Origin of the sequence: Methylovirgula sp. 4M-Z18 (genome assembly GCF_037890675.1) — a bacterium.
Lineage (GTDB): Bacteria > Pseudomonadota > Alphaproteobacteria > Rhizobiales > Beijerinckiaceae > 4M-Z18.
Genome location: NZ_CP149574.1, coordinates 2,540,994 through 2,566,232, shown reverse-complemented (window position 1 = coordinate 2,566,232; position 25,239 = coordinate 2,540,994). Strand labels below are relative to the sequence as shown.

Annotated in this window: 21 protein-coding genes; 15 read left to right on the top strand and 6 right to left on the bottom strand. The window is 61.0% G+C overall.

Features of this window, described 5'->3' with window-relative positions; all coding sequences use genetic code 11:
• The first annotated feature begins 3 nt into the window (after positions 1–3).
• From rfbB to V9T28_RS11895, 3 genes are all read left to right on the top strand, one after another.
• Positions 4–1,077 carry a dTDP-glucose 4,6-dehydratase gene (gene rfbB, locus V9T28_RS11905; protein ID WP_116399160.1) on the top strand — a complete coding sequence of 358 codons (1,074 nt, stop codon included), beginning with the start codon at positions 4–6 and terminating at the stop codon, positions 1,075–1,077.
• Positions 1,074–1,934 carry a dTDP-4-dehydrorhamnose reductase gene (gene rfbD / locus V9T28_RS11900; RefSeq protein WP_199499963.1) on the top strand — a complete coding sequence of 287 codons (861 nt, stop codon included), beginning with the start codon at positions 1,074–1,076 and terminating at the stop codon, positions 1,932–1,934. Before rfbB ends, rfbD begins: the two co-directional genes overlap by 4 nt.
• A gap of 217 nt (positions 1,935–2,151) precedes the next feature.
• Positions 2,152–3,654: a serine hydrolase domain-containing protein gene (locus tag V9T28_RS11895; protein WP_116399159.1), complete on the top strand. Its 1,503-nt coding sequence runs from the start codon at positions 2,152–2,154 to the stop codon at positions 3,652–3,654.
• Between the two features lie 24 nt (positions 3,655–3,678).
• Here the strand turns inward: V9T28_RS11895 and V9T28_RS11890 are convergent, their stop codons facing one another.
• Positions 3,679–3,846 (bottom strand): hypothetical protein, encoded by a 168-nt coding sequence (locus V9T28_RS11890; RefSeq protein ID WP_158554703.1) that lies wholly within the window; start codon positions 3,844–3,846, stop codon positions 3,679–3,681.
• Here V9T28_RS11890 and V9T28_RS11885 point away from each other — a divergent pair.
• From V9T28_RS11885 to V9T28_RS11860, 6 genes are all read left to right on the top strand, one after another.
• Entirely contained in the window at positions 3,845–4,561 is a 717-nt protein-coding gene (locus V9T28_RS11885) for an SIMPL domain-containing protein (RefSeq protein WP_158554702.1), read from the top strand. The two genes, V9T28_RS11890 and V9T28_RS11885, sit on opposite strands and share 2 nt — an antisense overlap.
• 129 nt (positions 4,562–4,690) lie before the next feature.
• A complete protein-coding gene (secE, locus tag V9T28_RS11880) occupies positions 4,691–4,891 on the top strand; it encodes a preprotein translocase subunit SecE (protein ID WP_116399157.1) in 201 nt (66 codons plus the stop codon).
• A 20-nt stretch (positions 4,892–4,911) separates the two neighbouring features.
• Complete coding sequence (gene nusG, locus V9T28_RS11875; protein WP_116399156.1) at positions 4,912–5,442, top strand: transcription termination/antitermination protein NusG; 531 nt, start codon at positions 4,912–4,914, stop codon at positions 5,440–5,442.
• Between the two features lie 117 nt (positions 5,443–5,559).
• On the top strand, positions 5,560–6,006 hold the full coding sequence (gene rplK, locus V9T28_RS11870) for a 50S ribosomal protein L11 (protein WP_116399155.1): 447 nt from the start codon (positions 5,560–5,562) through the stop codon (positions 6,004–6,006).
• A 4-nt stretch (positions 6,007–6,010) separates the two neighbouring features.
• Entirely contained in the window at positions 6,011–6,724 is a 714-nt protein-coding gene (gene rplA / locus V9T28_RS11865; RefSeq protein ID WP_116399154.1) for a 50S ribosomal protein L1, read from the top strand.
• Positions 6,725–6,888: 164 nt separating this feature from the next.
• A complete protein-coding gene (locus V9T28_RS11860) occupies positions 6,889–7,947 on the top strand; it encodes a restriction endonuclease (RefSeq protein WP_116399153.1) in 1,059 nt (352 codons plus the stop codon).
• A gap of 90 nt (positions 7,948–8,037) precedes the next feature.
• Here the strand turns inward: V9T28_RS11860 and V9T28_RS11855 are convergent, their stop codons facing one another.
• From V9T28_RS11855 to V9T28_RS11845, 3 genes are all read right to left on the bottom strand, one after another.
• On the bottom strand, positions 8,038–8,712 hold the full coding sequence (locus V9T28_RS11855) for a class I SAM-dependent methyltransferase (protein ID WP_116399152.1): 675 nt from the start codon (positions 8,710–8,712) through the stop codon (positions 8,038–8,040).
• Between the two features lie 79 nt (positions 8,713–8,791).
• Positions 8,792–9,580, bottom strand: a complete 789-nt coding sequence (locus tag V9T28_RS11850) for a sulfite exporter TauE/SafE family protein (protein ID WP_116399151.1) — start codon at positions 9,578–9,580, stop codon at positions 8,792–8,794.
• Between the two features lie 70 nt (positions 9,581–9,650).
• Positions 9,651–10,955 carry an MFS transporter gene (locus V9T28_RS11845; protein WP_116399150.1) on the bottom strand — a complete coding sequence of 435 codons (1,305 nt, stop codon included), beginning with the start codon at positions 10,953–10,955 and terminating at the stop codon, positions 9,651–9,653.
• Between the two features lie 753 nt (positions 10,956–11,708).
• Between V9T28_RS11845 and rplJ the strand changes: the two genes are divergently transcribed.
• From rplJ to V9T28_RS11815, 6 genes are all read left to right on the top strand, one after another.
• Complete coding sequence (rplJ, locus tag V9T28_RS11840) at positions 11,709–12,224, top strand: 50S ribosomal protein L10 (protein ID WP_116399149.1); 516 nt, start codon at positions 11,709–11,711, stop codon at positions 12,222–12,224.
• Between the two features lie 93 nt (positions 12,225–12,317).
• Entirely contained in the window at positions 12,318–12,692 is a 375-nt protein-coding gene (gene rplL / locus V9T28_RS11835; protein ID WP_116399148.1) for a 50S ribosomal protein L7/L12, read from the top strand.
• Between the two features lie 229 nt (positions 12,693–12,921).
• On the top strand, positions 12,922–17,070 hold the full coding sequence (rpoB, locus tag V9T28_RS11830; RefSeq protein WP_116399147.1) for a DNA-directed RNA polymerase subunit beta: 4,149 nt from the start codon (positions 12,922–12,924) through the stop codon (positions 17,068–17,070).
• Between the two features lie 103 nt (positions 17,071–17,173).
• Positions 17,174–21,352, top strand: coding sequence for a DNA-directed RNA polymerase subunit beta' (rpoC, locus tag V9T28_RS11825; protein ID WP_116399829.1), 4,179 nt, complete (start codon positions 17,174–17,176; stop codon positions 21,350–21,352).
• Between the two features lie 124 nt (positions 21,353–21,476).
• On the top strand, positions 21,477–22,262 hold the full coding sequence (locus tag V9T28_RS11820) for a ThuA domain-containing protein (RefSeq protein ID WP_116399146.1): 786 nt from the start codon (positions 21,477–21,479) through the stop codon (positions 22,260–22,262).
• A gap of 14 nt (positions 22,263–22,276) precedes the next feature.
• Positions 22,277–23,320 (top strand): Gfo/Idh/MocA family protein, encoded by a 1,044-nt coding sequence (locus V9T28_RS11815; protein WP_116399145.1) that lies wholly within the window; start codon positions 22,277–22,279, stop codon positions 23,318–23,320.
• A gap of 175 nt (positions 23,321–23,495) precedes the next feature.
• Here the strand turns inward: V9T28_RS11815 and panC are convergent, their stop codons facing one another.
• Both panC and panB read right to left on the bottom strand, forming a co-directional pair.
• On the bottom strand, positions 23,496–24,332 hold the full coding sequence (gene panC / locus V9T28_RS11810; protein ID WP_116399144.1) for a pantoate--beta-alanine ligase: 837 nt from the start codon (positions 24,330–24,332) through the stop codon (positions 23,496–23,498).
• A gap of 11 nt (positions 24,333–24,343) precedes the next feature.
• On the bottom strand, positions 24,344–25,207 hold the full coding sequence (gene panB, locus V9T28_RS11805) for a 3-methyl-2-oxobutanoate hydroxymethyltransferase (protein ID WP_116399143.1): 864 nt from the start codon (positions 25,205–25,207) through the stop codon (positions 24,344–24,346).
• Positions 25,208–25,239 lie beyond the last annotated feature (32 nt).

Here is a 25,239-nt window from a genome sequence, read left to right as displayed (position 1 = left end):
GCGATGTCTCGAGTGGTTTTCGTGACGGGCGGGGCGGGCTTCATCGGATCCGCGCTGGTGCGGCATCTCATCGCCGCGACCGACGTGCATATCGTGAATATCGACAAGCTCACCTATGCGGCCAATCTTGCCAATGTCGCCTCGGTTGCAGGTTCAGAGCGCTATCATTTCGAGCGCGCCGACATTTGCGACGCCGCGGTGATGCGGGCGCTCTTCGCGAAGTACCGGCCGAACGCCGTGATGCATTTGGCGGCGGAGAGTCATGTCGACCGGTCGATCGAAGGCCCGATGGATTTCGTTCAAACCAATCTCGTCGGCACGGCGGTGCTGCTCGATGCGGCGCTTCGGCATTGGCGGCAGTTGAACGCGGCGGAGCAGGGAGCGTTCCGCTTCCATCACGTCTCGACGGACGAAGTGTTCGGCGCGCTGGGACCAACGGGTTTGTTCGATGAAGACACGCCGTATCGGCCGAACTCGCCTTATTCCGCGAGCAAGGCGGGAGCGGATCATCTCGCCCGCGCATGGTTTCACACCTACCGCCTGCCGGTGATCATCAGCAATTGCTCGAACAATTACGGTCCCTATCACTTTCCGGAAAAGCTCATTCCGCTGATGATCCTGAACGGTTTGCACGGCCGGCCGTTGCCCATTTACGGCGCGGGCGATCAGGTCCGCGACTGGCTTTATGTCGAAGATCATGCACGCGCGCTCTGGACGATTTTGACCCGTGGCACGCCGGGCGAATGCTACAATGTCGGCGGCTGCAATGAGCGGCGCAACATCGATGTGGTACAGACGATCTGCGCGCTGCTGGACGAACATGCGCCGCCGCTGCCGAATGGCGCGACGCGGGCGTCGCTGATCCGCTTCGTCACCGATCGGCCCGGCCACGACGCGCGTTATGCGATCGATGCGAGCAAGATCATGCGCGATTTGGGCTGGCGGCCGCAGGAGACGTTCGAGACCGGCCTGCGCCGCACAATCGAATGGTATCTCGCGAATGAAAGCTGGTGGCGCCCGTTGCAACAAATTGCGTCAGAGCGGCGCGGGCTGGCGCACGATGGAGGGGCGTTGTGACAAGGCTGCCGCTCGTCGTTCTCGGTGCGCACGGCCAGGTCGGCCGCGAGGTGATGGACCTGTGCTTGCGGCAGGATCGTGCGGCCCGCTTTTATGATCGCGCCACCTGCGACGTGGCCAATGTTGCCGCTCTTCATGCCGCCATCGCCGAAAGCTCCTGCGTCATCAATTGCGCCGCTTATACGGCGGTCGACAAGGCGGAGAGCGAAACCGCCGAAGCGCATCGCATCAACGGCGAGGCGCCCGGCCTGATCGCGCAGGTCTGCTGCATCCATGCCGTGCCGCTGCTGCATCTTTCGACGGATTATGTTTTCGACGGCAGCGGATCACGGCCATGGCGCGAGGAGGATCCGATCGCGCCGCAGAACGTTTACGGCCGGTCCAAGGCCGAGGGCGAGGCGCGCATCCGCGCGGTGCTGCCGCAACATATTATTTTGCGCACGTCCTGGGTCTTTGGTGCGCATGGCCAGAATTTCGTCAAGACAATGCGGCGCCTCGCCGCGACCCGGCCGGAAATTTCGGTCGTCAGCGATCAGCGTGGCGGCCCGACGCCGGCTGCTGCGATCGCCGCCGCGCTGGCGACGATTGCCGATACAGTGGCGGCGCGCGACGACCTGTATGGCACCTATCATTTCGCCGGCGCGCCGGCCGTGTCGTGGTACGAATTCGCCAAAGTCATTCTTGCGAGCCTGCAAGGCGTCCGCATCGTGCCAATCGATAGTGCGCATTATCCGACACCGGCCAAACGGCCGCTGAATGCGGTGTTGGACTGCCACAAAGTCCATGCGGCATTCGGGATCGAGCAGCCCGACTGGCGCACGGCTCTCGCCGCTTTTCCTGATGCTTCGCCGGTCTAAGACAGACGAGGTCATGGTGACGACTTGAAGTAGTGGTTAAGTAACGGTTCAATCTCCTATCTCTGTGTGTGGATCATATGTGTGCGTGTAGGTTACGTATTTTTAATTCTTGATCGTCGCGCAAGTGGTTAAGACATGCTCCAACTATGTTAGTTTTGCCGGGGGCGACGCGGAGCGCAGGTGTGTGTTTGAACGGTTGAGGACAATAATTCTGGCAATGGCAGCCCTGTGGCTCGTGGCGCAACCCGCTGCTGCGGGCGACGCCAAGATCGATTGGCCGACGCATGGTTGGGCGACATCGATGCCGGAAGAGCAGGGGATGGATTCCCATCGGCTTGCCGCGCTCGTGAGTCTGGGCAAGCAGGAAGGCATGGACAGCCTGCTGGTCGTGCGCCACGGCAAGCTGGTGGTCGATGCCTATTTCGCTCCGTTCCGCGCCGGCGTGAGGCACCGGATGTTTACGGCGACCAAGACGGTCACCGGTTCGCTGATCGGTGTCGCCTTGCAGGACGGGATTTTGGATTCCATCGATCATCCTGTGCTGGATTTCTTTGCCGGCCGGCAGGTCGAGAATCTCGACGACGACAAGAAGGCCATGACGGTTCGGCATCTGCTCGACATGACGTCGGGCCTGCAATGGGTGCAGGAGAAAGGCAGGCCCGAATCCGACAGGGAAATGCTGGCCAGTCCCGACTGGCTGCAATTTTTGTTGAACCGGCCTATGGCCTTTCCACCCGGCCAGCATTTCTCGTTCAATGACGGCGGCCCGCATCTTTTATCCGCGATTTTGACCAAGTTGACCGATCAGAGCGCCGCCGATTATGCGCGCACGCATTTGTTCGCGCCGCTCGGCATTACCGACTTCTATTGGACCGCCGACCCGCAGGGCCTTTCAATCGGTGGCTTCGGGCTCTTCATGCAGCCGCACGATATGGCCAAGCTTGGCTATTTGTATCTGCATCAGGGCCGCTGGGAGGACCAACAAATCCTTCCCGTCGACTGGATCAAGCGCATTCAAGAAGCGACGATCGTGGCGGATCAGGGCCAGAAATCGGGCTGGCGCTTCGGCAACCTGTTCTTATGCATTCCGGAAAAGAACGTGTTTGTTGGGTGGGGACATCACGGCCAATACATTATCGTCATGCCGGCGCAGGATATGGTTGCGGTGATCACGGGCACCCAATCCTATTCGCCGCAGAAATGGATCGATTATCTGAGTGGCGCGGTGGTGTCGGACACTGCCCTAGCCCCAAATGCGGCGGCCTACGGCGAACTCACCAACCAGATCAAAATCGCCGCGAGCGAAACCCCGTCGCCAGTGAATCCTGCCCCGCCGATCGCGCAGGCGATTTCGGGTAAAGTCTATCATTTTGCCGATAATCCGATGCACTTGAGCGAATTGTCGCTCGACCTTGCCGGCGCGACGCCATCCTATTCTTATGTGATCAATGGCGGCACTGAGACCACGCGCCCTGAGCGCGTGACGGGGCCGATCGGCCTTGACGGCACCTATCGTCTGGGCACCGAAACCAAGGGTGGGATCCGCGCGGCGAAGGGCAATTGGCTCGACAACAAGACGTTCCTGTTCCAGTTCCAAACGCTGGGCCACGACGACGAACGCAAGGCCATGGTGACGTTCGAGGACAAATCGATCGAGATCCGCATAGAGGGCGGCCTCGGCGGTCCGATGCCGATCATCCGCGGCGAGGCCGACAACTAACGAACTGCTCGGGCGCGGGCCCAGTCAAGTCATCATTACGCCGTGTTCGGTCTGGAAGGTCATCGCATCCCTTGGGGCATTTTCCGTTCTTTCAGAATCGAAAAATTGCTCTAACTTTTTGTTTTGTCGCATTTTCTCATTCGAAAAGTCGAACAGCTTTTCTGAAAAATGCTCCACTGAAGAGATGTTCATGACCCGTTTTCCCCTGCTTCCCATGATGTTGGCGGCGACGCTTTTGACCGCGGGCGTCGTGCGCGCGGACGAAGCCAAACCTGAGATTTCCGTTTCCGGCGAAGGCGCCGTTTTCGTGCAGCCCGATATTGCCGAGCTCGACTTGGGTGTCCTGTCCATCGCCAAAACCGCGCAAGAGGCGCTGGCCGCGAATGCCAAGGCGACTCAGTCGGTCGTCGCCGCCCTGAAAGGGGCGGGGATCGCCGATAAGGACATGCAGACGTCGAGCCTGGCGCTGCAACCCGAATTCCCGCCGCTTTCACCCTCTTCTCAAAGCACAGGCATACCCGCGATTGTCGGCTATCGCGCGGAAAACTCCATCACGATCACGGTTCGGGACGTTGCCCAAACCGGTGATCTGCTTGACAAGGCCACGGCGAACGGGGCCAATAGCAATGTGGGTATCGGTTTCAGGGTCAGCAACCCGGCGTATCCATTGGACGAGGCGCGGCAGGCGGCCGTCGCCGACGCGAAACATAAAGCGGAAATCTATGCGGCGGCGGCCGGACTCAAGCTGGGGCCGCTCATCAGTCTCAGCGACAACCTAGGGGCACCGCAGCCAGGCGTGGTGAACTACGCCTTCAAGGGGGCGGCGCAGATGCGGCTGCCCGTCATGCAAGGGCAGGCGGAGATCAGCGCCCATGTCACCGCCCGTTTCGCGCTCGTAGCCCCCTGATCGGGCCGATTTTCCTCTTGGCAGAGGCGCGCTGCATGTTTATATGCAGCCAATCGAGTGGCGCGGACCCCATGGTTCCGCGCCGCGAATGTTTGCGGCTGCGCGTTGGACGGGCCGCGAGAGGAACATATGACCAATCCGTTCGAATTCATCCAGCAGGTCCGGGCCGAGGCCACCAAAGTCACGTGGCCGACACGCAAGGAAACCTTCACAACGACCCTGATGGTCTTGGCGATGATCGTGCTGGCAAGCCTATTCTTCACGGTGGTGGACTATCTTCTCAACCACGCCGTGATCTGGCTGCTGAACGGCCCGTTGACCTCTAACTAATTGACTTTTCAAGGAATATCATGAGCAAGCGCTGGTACATCGTGCATGCCTATTCGAACTTCGAGAAGAAGGTTGCCGAATCGATCCGCGAATATGCGCAGCAGCGCGGCCTGAGCGATAAATTCGACGAGATTCTGGTGCCCACCGAGAACGTGGTCGAGGTGCGCCGTGGCCGGCGGGTGAACGCCGAGCGCAAGTTCTTCCCCGGCTATGTGCTGGTGAAATGCGATTTGAGCGACGACGTCTACCATCTGATCAAGAACACGCCGAAAGTGACCGGCTTCTTGGGCGCCGACAACAAGCCGATGCCGATTTCGGACGCGGAAGCCGACCGCATCAAGGGCCAGGTGGCGGATGGCGTCGACCATCCCAAGCCCTCCGTCCATTTCGAAGTGGGCGAGCAGGTGCGCGTGTCGGACGGTCCGTTCGCGTCGTTCAACGGCATTATCGAGGAAGTGGACGAGAGCCGTTCCCGCCTCAAAGTGGCTGTTTCTATCTTCGGCCGCGCGACTCCGGTCGATTTGGAATATGGACAGGTCGAGAAAATTTAAGTATAGGCCCGTCCTTTCCTTCGCTCCTGATGGAGGGAAGGATCAACCCGTGGGAGGCCCGCCAGGCCAGACCACGAACCCTGAACCGTCCGGCAACGGACATATCTGGAGTGTAACATGGCAAAGAAAATTGCCGGCTACGTGAAGCTGCAAGTGCCTGCGGGCGCAGCCAATCCGTCGCCGCCCATCGGCCCGGCGCTCGGTCAGCGCGGCCTCAACATCATGGAATTCTGCAAGGCGTTCAACGCCAAGACCGCGCAGATCGAAAAGGGCACCCCGATTCCGGTGATCATCACCGCCTATCAGGACCGCTCCTTCACCTTCGAAATGAAGCAGCCGCCGGTCACCTTCTTCCTCAAGAAGGCAGCCGGCCTCAAGATCGGCAAGAAGCCCGCTTCGGGCCACAAGACCCCAGGCCGCGGTTTCGTCGGCAAGGTCACCAAGGCTCAGGTGAAGGAAATCGCCGAGAAGAAGATCGTTGATCTCAATTGCTCGACGATTGAATCGGCTATGGCAATGATCGAAGGCTCGGCCCGTGCCATGGGCCTGCAGGTGGTGGAGTAAGACCATGGCGCATGTCGGAAAGCGTATTTCAAAGGCCCGTGAGGGCATCGAGCGCACCAAGCTCTACGCCGTCAATGACGCCGTGAAGCTGGTGAAGGAGCGTGCGTCGGCCAAGTTCGACGAGACGGTCGAAATCGCCATGAACCTCGGCGTTGACCCCAAGCATGCCGACCAGATGGTCCGCGGCGTCGTCAACCTGCCGAACGGCACTGGCCGCACCCTGCGCGTTGCCGTGTTCGCCCGTGGCGCCAAGGCTGACGAAGCCAAGGCCGCCGGCGCCGACATCGTCGGTGCTGAGGACCTTGTCGCCACCGTCCAGGCCGGCACGATCGAGTTCGATCGCTGCATCGCCACCCCGGATATGATGGGTCTCGTCGGTCGTCTCGGTAAGGTGCTCGGCCCGCGCGGCCTGATGCCGAACCCGCGCGTCGGCACCGTGACCATGGATGTCGCCGCTGCCGTGAAGGCTTCGAAGGGCGGCGCCGTGGAGTTCCGCGTCGAGAAGGCCGGTATCATCCAGGGCACGGTTGGCAAGTCGTCGTTCGGCGAGGACAAGCTGGTCGAGAACATCAAGGCGTTTGTTGACGCGGTCGCCAAGGCCAAGCCCGCTGGCGCCAAGGGCACCTACATCCAGCGCGTCGCCATCTCCTCGACGATGGGCCCCGGCGTGAAGGTGGACGTGGCCAGCGTCGCGACGACCGCAGCGGTTGGCGCGTAAGAGCAAAGCGAAACAGGATTTCAAAATGAAGCCTCGCCCGTAAGTCGGGCGGGGCTTTTTTCGCTGCGGAGCGCAGAAGATTGCGAGCGCTTGAATTTGCCGTGCTTGTCTGTGCGGACCTTTGATTTTAGCCTGTTCCCAACGATTTTGACGCGGGGCACTAGATGACACTCTGGATGGTTCGGTCCGGTAAGTACGGGGAAACCGAAAAGCTGGCTATTGAAGAGAAGGTCGCGATCATCGGCTGGGACGACGTGCCTGATCTCCAAAACTTCAAGACGAGGCAAGAGTTGAGATTGGCGCTTGATAACATTTATCCTGATGCCAAAGGTGCGACTCGTAGCACATGGGAAAGTCAGCTCTGGCCCTTCGCACAGGTCATGACCAAAGGCGACACTATTGCGATGCCTTTGAAGGGGCGCTCTGCCATTTTACTGGGGCGTATAGCTGGACCCTATGCTTATCGCAAAATCAACGGCGTCGATTATCACACGCGCCCTGTGGATTGGGGCAGGGAGGCACCACGCAGCGTTTTTGCGCAGGACCTTTTGTTTTCGCTGGGATCGATTTTAACGGTTTGCCGCGTTCAGCGAAATGAGGCGGAGCGCCGTGTCGCCGAAATCGTTGCTGGCAAGGAGGATCCCTTACTCAGAGGCAAATCGCCGACCAACAATGGATTGGCGAAATCATACGGCTCGGCGCTAAAGGATGACGTTGCTCTGGCTGGGGATGAAACATCCGTCGTCGATCTTGCCCAAATTGCCGCCGATGCAATTCGGTTGAAAATCGGCAGCGTCTTCAAAGGGCACAGGCTTTCAAGTCTGATCGGCGCGATTCTAGAAACGCAGGGATATCAAGTGGATGTTTCGCCGCCGGGCGCGGATGGCGGTGTGGACATAGTCGCGGGTAAAGGACCTTTGGGGTTTGATCGGCCCCGCATTGCGGTGCAGGTGAAGTCGCAGGAAAGCGCCGTTGACGTGAGCGTGCTGCGTGAGCTTCAGGGCGTCATGTCGCAGTTCTCGGCGGATCAAGGGTTGTTGGTCGCGTGGGGTGGCGTGACGAAAGCGCTTGAGCGAGAAGCAAAACGCCTCTTTTTCGGGATTCGCATCTGGAATGACAACGATATTATTAAGGCCGTGCAGCAAGCTTATGATCTTTTGCCCGAGGAAATTCAGGCCGATTTGCCGATGAAGCGCATTTGGATTCTTGCTGACCAGGAATGAACGGCACGACGGCAAAGAAAAGCCGCTTGCAAATATTGCGAAAATCGTCGCCTCAAGCGAATTGGTCGAGCACAAGCGCTAAGGGAAAGCTCACGCTCCCTTTTTTACACGCAGCAGCGTGAACAGCCGCAACGGCGCAACGGCGCGGCTCTCCAGCAATGTCGCGTCCGGCTGCGCCTTGAGCCAGTCGCCGACGGCGGCGTAGGGGAAATTGGGGTGCCAGCCCAGCCAGGACCCGGCGCCATCCAGGGTCCGTTCCAGCCGTGCGCGCAAGCCTCGTTCGGCGGCGAAGTGATTGAGAATCACGAGATGGCCGCCTGGGCGGGTCACGCGCCACATGTCGGTGAGGACGCGTGCGGGATCCGCCACCACGCTCATCAGATAAGGCGCGAGCACCGTGTCGAGGCTGTCATCCTCGAATTCGAGGGCACCGGCGTCCATGACACGCAGCGCCACCACATGGCTGAGGCGCTTGTGCGCGACACGCCTGCGGGCAACGTCGAGCATGGGCCGGGCGAGGTCGATTCCCGTCACCTGCAGATTGCGGGGCAGAAGGTCGAGTTCGAGGCCGGTGCCGACGCCGGCAACCAGGAGCTTGCCGTTCGGCGGCGTGACTTGCGCCGCAGCGTTGGCGGCGGCAAGGCGCCCGGGGTGGAAGGGCCAGTCGAAGACGAGGTCATAGAAAGGGGCCCAACGGTGGTAGGTATCCGCGCCGGCCGGATCGGCGGTCACGCCCCGCCCGTGTTGCGCCCATTCCTTGTTCAACCGGCTCTCCTTCCGTCTTTGTCCCCGCCGCCTCTGTCGGGCGGCCGTGTTGTCTCCTCTACAGCGGTAGGTAGAGGGTTTAGAACGCGAGGCGACCGCCGACCAAAATCAGCGTGCCGGCCAGAATCGGTCGCAATATCGTATCCGGCACCCGGGCGGCCAGCAGGCTGCCGAGCGCGATGCCGGGCAGGGAGCCGATGAGCAGCGAGACGAGCAGGCCCCAATCGATCGTGCCGATCAGCCAATGGCCGGCGCCGGCGATCAGGGTGAGCGGCACCGCATGGGCGATGTCGGAACCGACGATTCGGACGGTCGGCAGTCTGGGATAGAGGATCAGCAGCGCCGTCACGCCGATCGCGCCTGCGCCGACCGATGAAATCGACACGAGCACGCCGAGGAATGCCCCAAGCAGAATTGTGAGCGTGCGGATCCGGCTGTCGGAGAGATACGCCATCCGCTCTGCCAGCGCCGCGAGCAGCCAGCGGCGGAAAACGAGGGTGATGGCGGTGATGATGAGCGCGAAGCCCAGCGTCGTGCTGATGAGATCGTTGGTGGCCTTGTTGTCATGGCCGAAATAGGCGAGCGCCGCCAGGGTGAGCGCCGCCGCAGGCGCGCTGCCCGTGGCCAGGCGCCGGGTGATGCGCCAGTCGACCGTGTCGTTCTTGCCGTGGACGAGGGTGCCGCTGATCTTGGTGAGACCGGCGTAGAGCAGGTCGGTGCCGACCGCGGTCGAGGGATGAATGCCAAAAAGCAGCACTAGCAGCGGCGTCATCAGCGACCCGCCGCCAACGCCGGTAAATCCGACCAATGCGCCGACGAAAAGACCCGAAAGCGAATAAAGCGGGTTAATTGCGTGGAGAAAGTTCATGGGATGATCCTTATACCGGACGCACCTTAACACCTATTGGAGCTAATGCTATAGTTTTTATATAATTATCTCACCCTTGCGAAAGGGCGACGCTGGCCTTTGGGGCAAAGCCCTCTTTGCGGACCAGCATAACGCTGGCGATCATAACAAGATTAGCTGCAATCACATAATAAGTCGATGCCAAAGGATCGCCGGTGGCCGCAGTCAGCCACGATGTGATGTAGGGCGCCGTGCCGCCGAAGATAGCGACGCTGAACGCATAGGTAAACGCAAGCGCCGTCGCCCGAATGATCGGCGGGAAAATCAAGGGGATATAGAGAATGCCTAACCCGCCGCCGATGGCGTGGAAGAGCATGATGGTCGTCACCGTGAAGACATAGCTTGCCGGGGTCGGCATGCCGACGACGAATTGCATGATCGGGACGGCGATGATCAACAGGAGCAGGCGCGAAATGATCGTCACGCTCCTGAGGCCATAGCGGTCGGCCAGCAGGCCGCCGATCAACGCGCCGCCGACGCCGGCAAGGCCGTGGATGAAGCTGCCGAGCATGATCGTCGACTGCGGCAGGTGCAGCACGGTTTTCGCAAAGCCAGGCATGCTGAGGATGAAATATTGCGTGATGGTCAGGCCGCTGATCAGGCCCATGCCGAGAAGAATGCGCGGCCAGTTTTCGACGAACAGCATATGCATGACCTGGTCGAACGGCGGCGGCGCCTTCTGCACCTCCTGATCCAGGGTTTCGCGCAAGTGTGAGCGGATATACATGCCGACCGGGGCGATCAAAATGCCGATCGCGAAGGGAATGCGCCACGCCCATGTGTTGATCGTGCCTTCCGCGAAAATGCCGGCGAGCGCTAGGCCGATCAGGCCGACCAGGACGCTCGAGAGATTCTGGCTCGCGAATTGCCACGAGCCATAATAATTGCGCTTAGCCGGCGGCGCGGATTCGAGCATGAACATGGTGGCTGGCCCCATTTCGCCGCCAGCGGCGATCCCTTGCAGGATGCGGGCAACGATCAGCAAAGCCGGGGCGAGGAGGCCGATGACACCATAGCCGGGGACGAAGGCGATCATGGCGCTCGCCACCGCCATGATGCCGATGGTGAGGGTCATCGCCTTCTTGCGGCCGACTCGGTCGCCATAGGCCCCGAGGAAAATGCCGCCGAGCGGCCGGCCGATGAAGCCGATGCCGAAGATCGCCGTGGAGGCGAGATAGCTGAGCATCGGCCGTTCGCTGGGATAGAAGGCCGCGCCGATGGCCGTGGCATAGGCGAGATAGACGGTGAAATCGAAGAATTCGAAGCCATTGCCGATCACCGCAGCAAGGATGCCCCCGATCCCAAAGCGCTCTTCTTGTCGGCCTGCTGGCACCATCCCCTGCCTCCGCTCTCATTGTTACGAATTTGTTGCATAGGGAGAGGGCGGGGGTAAAGCCGCATTGAGATGCTATCCCCGCCTGCTGGCGGCGCGATCGGGGGATTTTGATCGCATTTTTTTGACTTTCCGCGACGTCTCGGGCGGATTTCGGCGCCAGCGACGGATCTTGACTTCGCTCGCTCCGCGATTATTTGCGCAACAAAACCATATAGTTACGTTTCGTATCTTAAGGCGCCGGTTGCGAAGGTTTTTCGCATCTGCGAAATTCCTTGCATTTTCCTCTTGGCAAGAGACTTGCAAGGCTTTATGTAGAGGCCGCTGCCGAATCTTTGCTGGCAGCAAAAGTTTCATCAGCTTCCGCCACCAGATCCGGTTTATCGTCCGATAAATCAATCTGATAGGCGGTGGATAGGCCGGCAGACCGGGACCTTGTCTCGCGTCTTTGCTGGCTTTGTCCTGTCCGAGACTGCAGGCGCTTTTGGTAACGCGGGTTCGCCCGCAAGACCAGAAGCTTAATCGGAGTGCCGGGATCTCCCGGAGCGACATTCCAGCCCGCATAGACGGGGAAAACCGGGTTTTTTTAGGTGTGGCTTTCTCACATCTTTGTTCGGTTCGAACCATCTCGCCGTGCCGCCCTTTGGGCCGGTTACGGGGACAGGCACTCAGGTGCCGCTCCAATCGCGCCTTGGCGTACCGGAGCGGTCAGTGCAACCAGCGGGTTCATCCCCGCTAATCTGAAGAGAGTAACTCGTGGATAGAGCGGAAAAGAAAGAGGCCGTCTCGCATCTCAACGGCGTGTTTTCCAAAACAGGCGTTGTGGTCGTGGCGCAGTACTCTGGTCTGACCGTCGCCCAGATGCAGCGTCTGCGCAAGCAGATGCGCGAAGCTGGCGCATCGGTTGAGGTCGCCAAGAACCGTCTCGCCAAGATCGCTCTCGAAGGCACGGATGTTGTGAGCATCGGCTCCCTCCTGAAGGGACCGACCCTGATCGCCTATTCGGACGATCCGGTCGCAGCGCCGAAGGTCGCCGCAGCTTTCGCCAAGGATCACGACAAGTTCGTGCTCCTGGGCGGCGCTATGGGTAAGACCGCCCTTAATGTCGATGGTGTGAAGGCGCTCGCCACCATGCCGTCGCTCGACGAACTGCGCGGCAAGCTCGTGGGCCTCATTCAGGCTCCGGCGACGAAGCTCGCACAGCTCACCACCGCGCCGGCTGCAAAGCTCGCTCGTGTGTTTGGGGCCTATGCCAACCGAGATGCGGCCTGATCGAGGCCGTCCCTAAAACGAAGTTGCGCGTGATGCCTGCATCATTCGCAAAGGTCATAAAGTTCGAACCGAACAATCTTATAGGAAGTAACCATGTCCAACATTGAAAAGATCGTCGAAGAGCTGTCGGCCCTGACCGTTCTCGAAGCTGCCGAGCTCGCCAAGGCTCTGGAAGCAAAGTGGGGTGTTTCGGCTGCCGCTGCCGTGGCTGTTGCTGCCGCTCCTGCGGGCGCTGCCGCCGCTCCGGTTGAAGAGCAGACCGAATTCACGGTCGTTCTGGCTGCCGCCGGCGACAAGAAGATCGAAGTGATCAAGGAAGTCCGTGCGATCACGGGCCTGGGCCTCAAGGAAGCCAAGGACCTCGTCGAAGGCGCTCCGAAGCCGGTCAAGGAAGGCGTCGGCAAGGACGAAGCCAAGAAGATCAAGGAAGCCCTCGAGAAGGTCGGCGCCAAGGTCGAGCTCAAGTAATTTCCTTGGAAGCGCAGTTCGCGTTTCCAACTTAAATCTGGACGGTCCCGGGCCTTTGCCCTGGGGCCGTTTGGCCGTTCCGCGGTCTTAGGCAGTCGGCAGTCGGGCTTTGAGCCCCTGCATCAGAGCGTTGAGCCGACTGCCTAAGACCGATAACCGACTGCCTTTCGGGCAGCGGCAGATATTTTCCGGGACTTGAGGTCCCAAGTTGCAAGTTGCGAGGAGCTACATGGCGCAGACGTTCACCGGTCGTAAACGTGTCCGTAAGTTCTTCGGTCATATCCGCGAAATCGCTGAGATGCCGAATCTGATTGAAGTTCAGAAGGCTTCCTATGACCAGTTCCTGATGGTCAAGGAGCCGACGGGCGGACGCCCCGACGAAGGGCTGAATGCGGTTTTCAAGTCGGTATTTCCGATTTCCGATTTTTCGGGCGCATCGCTCATGGAATTCGTACGGTACGAATTCGAACAGCCGAAATATGACGTGGATGAATGCCGCCAGCGCGGCATGACCTTCGCTGCGCCCCTGAAAGTGACGCTGCGCCTCATCGTGTTCGATATCGATCCCGATACCGGCGCGAAGTCGGTCAAGGACATCAAGGAACAAGACGTTTACATGGGCGATATGCCGTTCATGACCTCGAACGGCACGTTCGTTGTCAACGGTACCGAGCGCGTTATCGTCTCCCAGATGCACCGCAGCCCGGGGGTGTTCTTCGACCACGACAAGGGCAAGACCCATTCGTCCGGCAAGCTGCTGTTCGCGGCCCGCATCATTCCCTATCGCGGCTCCTGGCTCGATATCGAATTCGATGCGAAGGACATCGTCTATGCCCGTATCGACCGTCGCCGCAAGATTCCGGTGACGTCGCTGCTCTTTGCGCTCGGCATGGATGGCGAAGAGATTCTTTCGACCTTCTACAAGACGGTCACCTACAGCCACTACATCGACACGAACACCAAGGAATCCGCTTGGCGCGTGCCGTTCGACGCGGAGCGCATGAAGGGCGTGAAGGCCTCGGTCGACCTGATCGACGCGGACACGGGCGAAATCGTCGTGGAAGCGGGCAAGAAGCTCACCGTGCGCTCGGCCCGCCTGCTCGCCGAGAAGGGTGTCAAGGCCCTGCGCGCGGTTGATGAAGATCTGTATGGCCAATATCTCGCCGAGGATCTTTACGATCCGTCCACCGGCGAAATCTTTGCCGAAGCGGGTGACGAAATCACCGACAAGACCCTGAAGTCCCTGCTCGAGCATGGCTTCGAGGAATTGCCGCTGCTCGATATCGATCACATCAATGTCGGTCCCTACATCCGCAACACCCTCAACGTCGACAAGAACTCGACGCGCGAAGAGGCTCTGTTCGACATCTACCGCGTCATGCGTCCTGGCGAGCCGCCGACCGTGGAAACGGCGGAAGCCATGTTCCAGTCGCTGTTCTTCGATGCAGAGCGCTACGACCTCTCAGCGGTCGGCCGCGTGAAGATGAACATGCGTCTCGACCTCGACGCGGAAGACACCGTGCGCGTGCTGCGCAAGGCCGACATTCTGGCCGTGGTGCAGGCGCTCGTGGGTCTCCGCGACGGCAAGGGCGAAATCGACGACATCGACCATCTCGGCAATCGCCGCGTGCGCTCGGTCGGCGAACTGATGGAGAATCAGTATCGCCTCGGTTTGCTGCGTATGGAGCGCGCGATCAAGGAGCGGATGTCGTCGGTCGATATCGACACGGTGATGCCGCAGGATCTGATCAACGCAAAGCCCGCGGCCGCCGCGGTGCGCGAGTTCTTCGGCTCCTCGCAGCTCTCGCAGTTCATGGACCAGACCAATCCGCTGTCGGAAATCACCCACAAGCGCCGTCTCTCGGCCCTTGGCCCGGGTGGTCTGACGCGCGAGCGCGCCGGCTTCGAGGTGCGCGACGTGCACCCGACGCACTATGGCCGTATCTGCCCGATCGAGACGCCGGAAGGTCCGAATATCGGTTTGATCAACTCGCTCGCGACCTTTGCCCGCGTCAACAAATACGGCTTCATCGAAGCGCCGTACCGCCGCGTGAAGGAAGGCCTCGTCACCGACGAGGTGATCTATCTCTCGGCGATGGAAGAATCGAAATATCATGTCGCGCAGGCCAATGTGGCTCTGACCGCCGGCAATAGGCTCGCCGACGATCTGGTGGTCTGCCGCCATGCCGGCGACGTCGTGATGGTGACCCCCGACCGCGTCGACTTCATGGACGTGTCGCCGAAGCAGCTCGTTTCGGTCGCGGCCGCGCTCATCCCGTTCCTTGAGAACGATGACGCGAACCGCGCGCTGATGGGCTCGAACATGCAGCGCCAGGCCGTGCCGCTGGTGAAAGCCGATGCGCCGCTCGTCGGCACCGGCATGGAATCGGTGGTGGCGCGCGATTCGGGCGCCGCGATTGCGGCGCGCCGCACCGGCATCATCGACCAGATCGACGCGACCCGTATCGTCATCCGCGCGACGGAAGAGCTCGATCCCGGCAAGCCGGGCGTCGATATCTACCGCCTGATGAAGTTCCAGCGTTCGAACCAGTCGACCTGCATCAACCAGAAGCCGCTGGTCCGCGTAGGCGATTCTGTGCAGAAGGGCGACATCATTGCTGACGGTCCCTCGACCGATCTTGGCGATCTGGCGCTCGGCCGTAACGTGCTCGTCGCGTTCATGCCGTGGAACGGTTACAACTTCGAAGACTCGATCCTCCTCAACGAAAAGATCGTGAAGGAAGACGTCTTCACCTCGATCCATATCGAGGAATTCGAAGTGATGGCCCGCGACACGAAGCTCGGTCCGGAAGAAATCACCCGCGACATTCCGAATGTTTCGGAAGAGGCGCTGAAGAACCTCGACGAAGCCGGCATCGTTTACATCGGCGCCGAAGTGCAGGCGGGCGACATTCTCGTTGGCAAGATCACGCCGAAGGGCGAAAGCCCGATGACGCCGGAAGAAAAGCTGCTGCGCGCCATCTTCGGCGAGAAGGCCTCGGATGTCCGCGACACGTCGATGCGCGTGCCGCCGGGCGTGCAAGGCACGATCGTGGAGGTGCGCGTGTTCAACCGCCACGGCGTCGACAAGGACGAGCGTGCGCAGGCGATCGAGCGTGAAGAGATCGAGCGTCTGGCAAAAGACCGCGACGACGAACTCGCGATCCTCGACCGCAACGTCTATGCGCGTCTCGCGACCTTGCTGGAAGGCAAGACGGCGATCGCCGGGCCGAAGGGCTTCAAGAAGGAAACGGTGCTGGAGCGTTCGGTGATCACCGAATATCCGCGCTCGCAATGGTGGGCTTTCGCGGTCGAAGACGACAAGTTGATGTCCGAGATCGAAGCCATGCGCAAGCAATACGACGAAGCGAAGAAGGGGCTGGAAAGCCGCTTCCTCGACAAGGTCGAAAAGCTCCAGCGCGGCGACGAATTGCCGCCCGGCGTGATGAAGATGGTCAAGGTCTTCATCGCGGTGAAGCGCAAGATCCAGCCCGGCGACAAGATGGCTGGCCGCCACGGCAACAAGGGTGTCGTCTCGCGCATCGTGCCGCAGGAAGACATGCCGTTCCTCGCCGACGGTACGCCGGTCGATATCGTGCTCAACCCGCTCGGCGTGCCGAGCCGCATGAATGTGGGCCAGATTCTGGAGACGCATTTGGGCTGGGCCTGCGCCGGTTTGGGCCGTCAGGTGTCGGAAGCCGTGAACGCCTATATGCGCTCGCAGGATACGGCCCCGCTGCGCGCCAAGCTGACCGAGATCTATGGCGATAACGAGTCGCTGAAGAACTTGAGCGACGAGGATGTCGTCGAGGTCGGCAAGGACCTGCGCCGCGGCGTTCCGATCGCGACGCCCGTCTTCGACGGCGCGCGCGAGAAGGATATCGTCGAGATGCTGAGCGCGGCGGGTCTGGATGCGTCGGGGCAGGTGACGCTGCACGATGGCCGCACCGGCGATCCCTTCGACCGTAAGGTGACTGTGGGCTACATCTACATGCTGAAGCTGCATCACCTGGTCGACGACAAGATCCATGCACGCTCGATCGGCCCGTACTCGCTCGTCACCCAGCAGCCGTTGGGCGGCAAGGCGCAGTTCGGTGGTCAGCGTTTCGGCGAAATGGAGGTCTGGGCGCTCGAAGCTTACGGCGCGGCCTACACGCTGCAGGAAATGCTCACGGTCAAGTCGGACGACGTCGCGGGCCGCACCAAGGTCTACGAATCGATCGTGCGCGGCGACGACACGTTCGAATCGGGCATTCCGGAGAGCTTCAACGTTCTCGTGAAGGAAATGCGGTCTCTGGGTCTCAATGTCGAGTTGACCTCGACGAAGAAGCAGCCCGGCGAGCAGCAACCTTTGCCACCGGCCGAAGCGGCTGAATAAGATTTGATGAAGGGGGAGCGGACATAGCCCGCTCCTCGCATTTACGAAGATTTTTCCGGCGGAAACGCGCGTGTTGGCGGTTTCTGCGATTCAGGAGATGGTGATGAATCAAGAGGTCATGAATCTCTTCAACCCGGTCGCTGCGCCCCAGGCTTTCGATCAGATCCAGATCGCGATTGCGAGCCCGGAAAAGATTCTGTCCTGGTCGTTCGGCGAAATCAAAAAGCCCGAGACGATCAATTACCGCACGTTCAAGCCCGAGCGTGACGGCCTGTTCTGCGCGCGCATCTTCGGCCCGATCAAGGATTACGAATGCTTGTGCGGCAAGTACAAGCGCATGAAGTACAAGGGTGTCATCTGCGAGAAGTGCGGCGTCGAAGTCACGCTGTCGCGCGTGCGCCGCGAGCGCATGGGCCACATTTCACTGGCCGCTCCCGTCGCGCATATCTGGTTCCTGAAGTCGCTGCCCTCGCGCATCGGCCTGCTGCTCGATATGACGCTGAAGGATCTCGAGCGCATTCTCTATTTCGAAAGCTACATCGTTCTCGATCCGGGCCTCACCCCGCTCAAGAACCGTCAGCTTCTGTCGGAAGAAGAATATCTGCGGGCGCAGGACGAATACGGCCAGGATTCGTTCACGGCCCAGATCGGTGCCGAAGCGATCCGCGAAATCTTGAAAGGCATGGACCTTGAAAAGATTGCCGCGCAACTGCGTCAGGAAATCGCCGAAGCGACCACCGAGCTGAAGCCGAAGAAACTGGCGAAGCGCCTCAAGATCATCGAGGCGTTCCAGCGTTCGGGCAACAAGCCGGAATGGATGATCCTGACCGAAGTGCCGGTGATTCCGCCGGATCTGCGTCCGCTGGTGCCGCTCGACGGCGGCCGCTTCGCGACCTCGGATCTCAATGATCTCTATCGCCGCGTCATCAACCGCAACAACCGGTTGAAGCGCCTCATCGAACTGCGCGCGCCGGACATCATCATCCGCAACGAAAAGCGCATGCTGCAGGAAGCGGTTGACGCGCTGTTCGACAACGGCCGCCGCGGCCGCGTCATCACGGGCGCCAACAAGCGTCCGCTGAAGTCGCTCGCCGACATGCTGAAGGGCAAGCAGGGCCGCTTCCGTCAGAACCTGCTCGGCAAGCGCGTCGACTATTCCGGCCGCTCCGTCATCGTGGTCGGTCCGGAACTGAAGCTGCATCAATGCGGCCTGCCGAAGAAGATGGCGCTCGAACTGTTCAAGCCGTTCATCTATTCGCGTCTTGACGCGAAGGGCTTCTCGGCCACCGTGAAGCAGGCGAAGAAGCTCGTCGAAAAGGAAAAGCCGGAAGTCTGGGACATCCTCGACGAGGTCATCCGCGAACACCCCGTTATGCTGAACCGCGCGCCGACCCTGCACCGCTTGGGCATTCAGGCGTTCGAGCCCGTGCTGATCGAAGGCAAGGCGATCCAATTGCATCCGCTCGTCTGCTCGGCCTTCAACGCCGACTTCGACGGCGACCAGATGGCCGTGCACGTGCCGCTCTCGCTCGAGGCGCAGCTCGAAGCGCGCGTGCTCATGATGTCGACCAACAACATCCTGCACCCCGCGAATGGTCAGCCGATCATCGTGCCGTCGCAGGACATCGTTCTCGGCCTCTATTACGCGACGCTGATGCGCGACAACGAGCCGGGCGAAGGCATGATGCTCGGCAATATGGGCGAGATCGAGCATGCACTCCATGCCAAGGCGATCACGCTGCACACCAAGATCAAGGGCCGCGCCTGGACCTACGATGCAGAAGGCAACCGCATCTCGAAGATCTACGAGACGACGCCAGGCCGCATGATCCTCGGGCAGCTTTTGCCGAACCACAACAAGGTGCCGTTCGACGTCGCCAACAAGCTGATGACGAAGAAAGAAATTTCTTCGATGATCGATACGGTCTACCGTCAGTGCGGGCAAAAGGAGACGGTGATCTTCTGCGATCGCATCATGGCGCTGGGCTTTCGCGAAGCGTTCAAGGCCGGCATTTCGTTCGGCAAGGACGACGTGGTGGTGCCGGAGACGAAGCCGAGCATCATCGCCGAGACCAGCGCGCTGGCGAAGGACTACGAGCAGCAATACAACGACGGCCTGATCACCCAGGGTGAGAAGTACAACAAGGTGGTCGACGCCTGGTCGAAGTGCAACGATCGTCTCGCCAAGGAGATGATGGCGCGCATTTCGGCGGTGGTGAAGGACGAGACCGGCCGCACGAAGCCGATCAATTCGATCTACATGATGTCGGATTCCGGCGCCCGCGGCTCCTACACGCAGATGCGCCAGCTCGGCGCGATGCGCGGCCTGATGACCAAGCCTTCGGGCGAAATCATCGAGAGCCCGATCATCTCGAACTTCAAGGAAGGCCTGACCGTTCTTGAATACTTCAACTCGACCCACGGCGCCCGTAAGGGCCTTGCCGACACCGCGTTGAAGACCGCGAACTCGGGTTACCTCACCCGCCGTCTCGTCGACGTCGCGCAGGATTCGATCATCACGATGGTGGATTGCGGTTCGCAAGGCGGCATCAAGATGCGCGCGATCTTGGACGCCGGCCAGGTGGTGGCATCGCTCGCCGTGCGTATCCTTGGCCGTACCACTTCCGAAGATCTCAAGGATCTTGAAGGCAACACCATCGTGGCGGCCGGCGAGATGATCCAGGAATGGCACATGGACCGCATCAATGCGGCCGGCATCCAGGAAGTCAAAATCCGTTCGGTGCTGACCTGCGAAGCCAAGAGCGGCGTGTGCGCGACCTGCTACGGCCGCGACCTTGCGCGCGGTACGCCGGTGAACATGGGCGAAGCGGTCGGCGTGATCGCGGCGCAGTCGATCGGCGAGCCTGGCACCCAGCTCACCATGCGTACCTTCCACATCGGTGGCGTGGCGCAGGTGGTCGACCAGTCGTTCATCGAGTCGAACTTCGACGGCACGATCAAGATCCGCAACCGCGCGGTCGCGCGCAATTCGGACGGCAACCTCAAGGTGCTGACCCGTAACGTCGCGATCGTCATCGTCGGCGCCAATGGCGTCGAACGTGCGGTGCACCGCGTGCAATATGGTGCGAACTTGAACGTCGACGACGGCGATCACGTGAAGCGCGGCCAGAAGATCGCGGAATGGAGCTCGCACAGCCGTCCGATCATGACCGAAGTCGATGGCATCATCGGCTTCGAGGATCTCGCCGAAGGCCTCTCCATGTCGGAAGCGATCGACGAGACGACGGGTATCGCAACCCGCGTCGTGACCGATTGGCGGATGAGCCAGCGCTCTTCTTCGCTGCGTCCGGCGATCGTGATCAAGGGCGAGGATGGCAAGGTCCTGAAGCTGCCGCGCGGCGGTGACGCCCGTTACATGCTCCCGGTCGAGGCCATTCTCTCGGTCGAGCCCGGCGCGCATGTGAAGGCGGGTGACGAGCTTGCCCGTGTCTCGATGGAAAGCGCGAAGACCCGCGACATCACCGGCGGTCTGCCGCGGGTGGCCGAGCTCTTCGAAGCGCGCCGTCCGAAGGATCACGCGATCATCGCGGAAATCTCCGGTACGGTGCAGTTCGGGCGCGATTACAAGAACAAGCAGCGCATCAGCATCGTCCCGCAAGAGGACGGTGCCGAGCCGGTCGAGTATCTGATCCCGAAGGGCAAGCACATCCATCTGCAGGACGGCGACGTCGTGGAGAAGGGCGATTACATCGTCGACGGCAACCCGGCGCCGCACGACATTCTGGCGGTCAAGGGTGTCGAAGAGCTCGCGGCCTTCCTGGTCAACGAAATCCAGGGCGTGTACCGCACGCAGGGCGTGAGCATCAACGACAAGCACATCGAAGTGATCGTGCGCCAGATGCTGCAGAAGGTCGATATCACCGATCCAGGCGATACCGAATTCCTGAACGGCGAACAGGTCGATCTGATGGAACTCGATGCGGCCAACGAAGCGGCTGTGGAGAACGGCGGCAAGCCGGCCAGCGGTACGCCGGTTCTGCTCGGTATCACCAAGGCGAGCTTGCAGACGCATTCGTTCATCTCCGCAGCGTCCTTCCAGGAGACCACCCGCGTCCTCACCGAGGCGGCGGTCAACGGCAAGGTCGACACGCTGCAGGGCCTGAAGGAAAACGTCATCGTCGGCCGCCTGATCCCGGCCGGTACGGGCGCGGCCATGACCAAGCTGCGTCAGATCGCGACCAACCGCGACGAAATGATCCTGGCGCAGAAAGCCGAAAGCTCGAAAGCGCCGCTGACCCCCCTGCCACCGGCTGCGGAATAATCCAGCGAAATAAGAGGCCGCCCGTTCGGGCGGCCTTTTTTATTGGACGATTCGCGGGTAGATTTGCGCAAAGCTTTCAAAGCGCTTTGAATCCGATAAGCTGCAATTGCCGGGGAGGGAACCGATGCCCATCAGAACCATCGTCTGGAACGAAAATATCCACGAGCAGACCAACGAAACGGTCTCGCAAAACTATCCCAAGGGTATTCACGGCACGATTGCCGCAGCACTGAGCGCCGAGGGCGACATCGAGGCTGGGACGGCCACTTTGCCGGAGTTGGATCACGGCCTGACGGCGGAGCGGCTCAAGGATTGCGATGTTCTGGTATGGTGGGGCCACAGGGACCACGACGCTGTCCATGATGTGATCGTCGAGCGCGTGGCCAAGCGGGTCTGGGAGGGGATGGGGCTCATCGTGCTCCATTCCGGCCATTTCTCGAAAATCTTCAAACGCCTCATGGGCTCGCCCTGCGCTCTGTCCTGGCGCGAGGCGGGCGAGCGCGAGCGGCTGTGGGTCGTCAATCCCGGCCATCCGATCGCCGCCGGTTTGGGGCCTTATTTCGAGCTCGAGCATGAGGAAATGTATGGCGAACCGTTTTCGGTGCCGGAACCGCAAGAGACGGTGTTCGTCTCCTGGTTTCAGGGCGGCGAAGTGTTTCGTTCGGGGCTGACGTACCGGCGCGGCGCGGGCAATATTTTTTACTTCCGTCCCGGCCATGAAACTTATCCGACCTATCACGATGCCAATGTCGCCAAGGTGCTGCGCAACGCGGTCCGCTGGGCGCATAACCCGACGGGTCACTGGACCACAGTGCATGACGCACCCAACGTTCCCGTCGATCGGGCGCCCGAGAAGATCGAGGAGCGCGGGCCGCGCCTGCACAAGGCCGGCGAAGCCGGATACCGCTGACGGAGTTTTTCAAGATGCGTCTGCTGATTTTGGGAACCGGCGGCATGGCCGACCAGCATGCCAAACATTTTGCCGCGATCGATGGCGTCTCGCTCGTGGGGGGCGTCGATACAAATGCGGCGCGCCTAAAAGAATTCTGCGCTACGCACAAGATCGCCAAGACCTTTGCGTCGCTTGACGCGGCGCTGCAGTGGGGCGCGTTCGATGCCGTCGCCAACGTGACGCCGGATAGCGTGCATTACGCGACGACACTGCAAGCGCTGCGGGCGAACAAGCACGTGTTTTGCGAGAAGCCGCTGTCGACCGAGTACGCACGTGCGCTGGAGATGACGGAGACGGCCGAAAAACTCGGCCTCGTCGGCATGGTCAATCTGACCTACCGCAATGTCGCGCAATTGCAGCGCGCGCGCGAATTGGTTCTGTCCGGCGCGATCGGCCAGGTGCGCCACGTGGAAGCTTCCTATTTGCAAAGCTGGCTCGTTTCGAAAGCGTGGGGCGATTGGCGCACCGAGAGCAAATGGCTGTGGCGCCTGTCGCAAAAGCACGGATCGAACGGCGTGCTGGGTGATGTCGGCATCCACATTCTCGATTTTGCCTCCTATGGCGCGGGCGTCGATATTGCGCGCATCTTCTGCCGCCTGCGCGCCTTCGACAAAGCGCCGGGCAACCGGATCGGCGAATATGAACTCGATGCGAACGACAGTTTTTCGATGACCGTCGATTTCGCCAATGGCGCGCTCGGCGTCGTGCATGCGAGCCGCTGGGCGACCGGGCACCTCAACGATCTGAGCCTGCGGATCTTCGGCGACAAAGGTAGCCTCGAAGTGCTGCATCAGACCAACGGATCGAAACTGCGCGTATGTTTGGACGCCGATGTCGAGGAGGGTATGTGGCGCGAGGAAGAGGTCGACCCGGTGCCGACCAATTACGAGCGCTTCGTCGAGGCGGTGCGCGCCGGTAAAACGCTGGAGCCGTCCTTCCGCCAGGCGACGCGGCTGCAGAAGGTTCTGGACGAAGCGCTGGTGACGGAGATCGACCGGCAGGAGCACGCGGTTTAGCGTGATTACACTGGACCGCGAGCTTGTAGCTCGCATTCAACTCGGGCTTGCCCCGAGTTGAACATTCAAGATGTTGCGAACCCGCGCTGGCGCGGTTCGCAACGGCGTGATAGCCCCGTACCGGCGCTTGCGAGCTAAAAGCTCGCGGTCCAACTTGCCGCAATTGTCGCGAAGGCTATTGCAGCATCGCGTTGTCGATCAATCGCGTTGGGCCGATGAAGGCGGCGATACACATCGCGGCCGGCCCATCGAGCGTTTCGCCCACCGCGACAAGCGTCACCGAATCGACGAGTTCGAGATATTGCAGGCTGTCGACGTCGAGATGCGCGCGCGCCGCGTCAAGCAATCGCGCGCTGCTGCGCTCGCCCTGGCGGTGGAGCGCCTGCGCCGCAAGCAATCCCTGGCTGATGCTGAGCGCCCGCGCGCGGTCAGGAACTGAGAGATAGGCGTTGCGGCTGCTCATCGCGAGGCCGTCGGATTCACGGACGGTTTGCAGCGCGTGAAATTCGATGGGCAAGTTCAGATCGACAATCATCTGCCGCACGACGGCGCATTGCTGAAAATCCTTCGCGCCGAAATAGGTGGCGTGCGGCTGCACCATGTTGAAGAGCTTCGCCACCACCGTCGCGACGCCGCGAAAATGGCCCGGACGGAAAGCGCCGCACAGTGGCGCTGCCAGTGAACCCGGTTCAACATAGGTTTGAAAGCCCGGAGGATAGATCTCCTCGACGCTCGGCAAAAAGATAATATCGGCCCCCGCATTGCGGCATGCGGCCTCGTCGCGCGCGACATCGCGCGGATATTTGCTCAAATCCTCCTTGGGGCCGAACTGCGTCGGATTGACGAAGATGCTCACCACTGTCACGTCGCACGCGCGCACCGACGCTTCGATCAGGCTGACGTGTCCCGCATGCAAAAAGCCCATGGTCGGCACGAAACCGATCCGGCGGCCTGCCAATCGATGCGGCGCGAGAGCCGAACGCAGTTCGGCGACGGTCGAGATGATCTGCATCGGCTCTTTCTTCAATTTTTGGTTGGCGGACGCCAGTCGTGCACGGCGGCGCGCGCGTCCTCGGGCAGGGCATAGGTTTCGGCTTCGCCGGGGAACTTTCCGGTCCGCACGTCGTCGGCCCATTGGCCGAGCGCCGCGCGCGCGAGGCCGAGGCCGTCCATATAAGCACGCACGAATTTCGGCCGGCGCTGATCGAGCAGGCCAAGCACATCGTGCAGCACCAGCACTTGTCCCGAGCAGTGTGCGCCCGCGCCGATGCCGATGGTCGGGATGTCGAGCGCATCGGTGATCCGTGCCGCAACCTCGCCCGGCACGCCTTCAAGCACGATGGCGAAGCACCCGGCTTCCTGCAGCCGGCAGGCGTCATCCATGATCGCGAGCGCCGAGCCTGCGCTTTTGCCCTGCACCTTGAAGCCGCCCATCATGTGCTGGCTTTGCGGCGTCAGGCCGAGATGGCCCATGACAGGAATTTCGGCATCGATGAGACGCGCGATGGTCCGCGCTCGCTTGGCGCCGCCCTCGAGCTTGATGGCCGCCGCGCCGCGCTGAATGAAATTGCCGGCATTGCGCACGGCCTCGTCATCGTTGATGTGGTAGCTGAGATAAGGCATGTCGGCGACGACTAGCGCATCGGTCTTGACGCGCACCACGGCGTCGAGATGATGGTTCATCATCGCCATGCTCACCGCATTGGTGCCATCCATGCCAAGACAAACATTGCCGACACTGTCGCCGACCAGCAGCACGTCGACGAGCGGCGCAGCGAGCTGCGCAGTGCAGGAATCATAGGCGGTGGTCGCGACGATGCGCTGGCCGCGGGCCTTATAAACCTGCAGATCGGGCACGGTGAATGGGCGTCGCGTTTCTCCCGTCACGGCATCTCCCTCGCGCCGGTCTCCGAATGGGA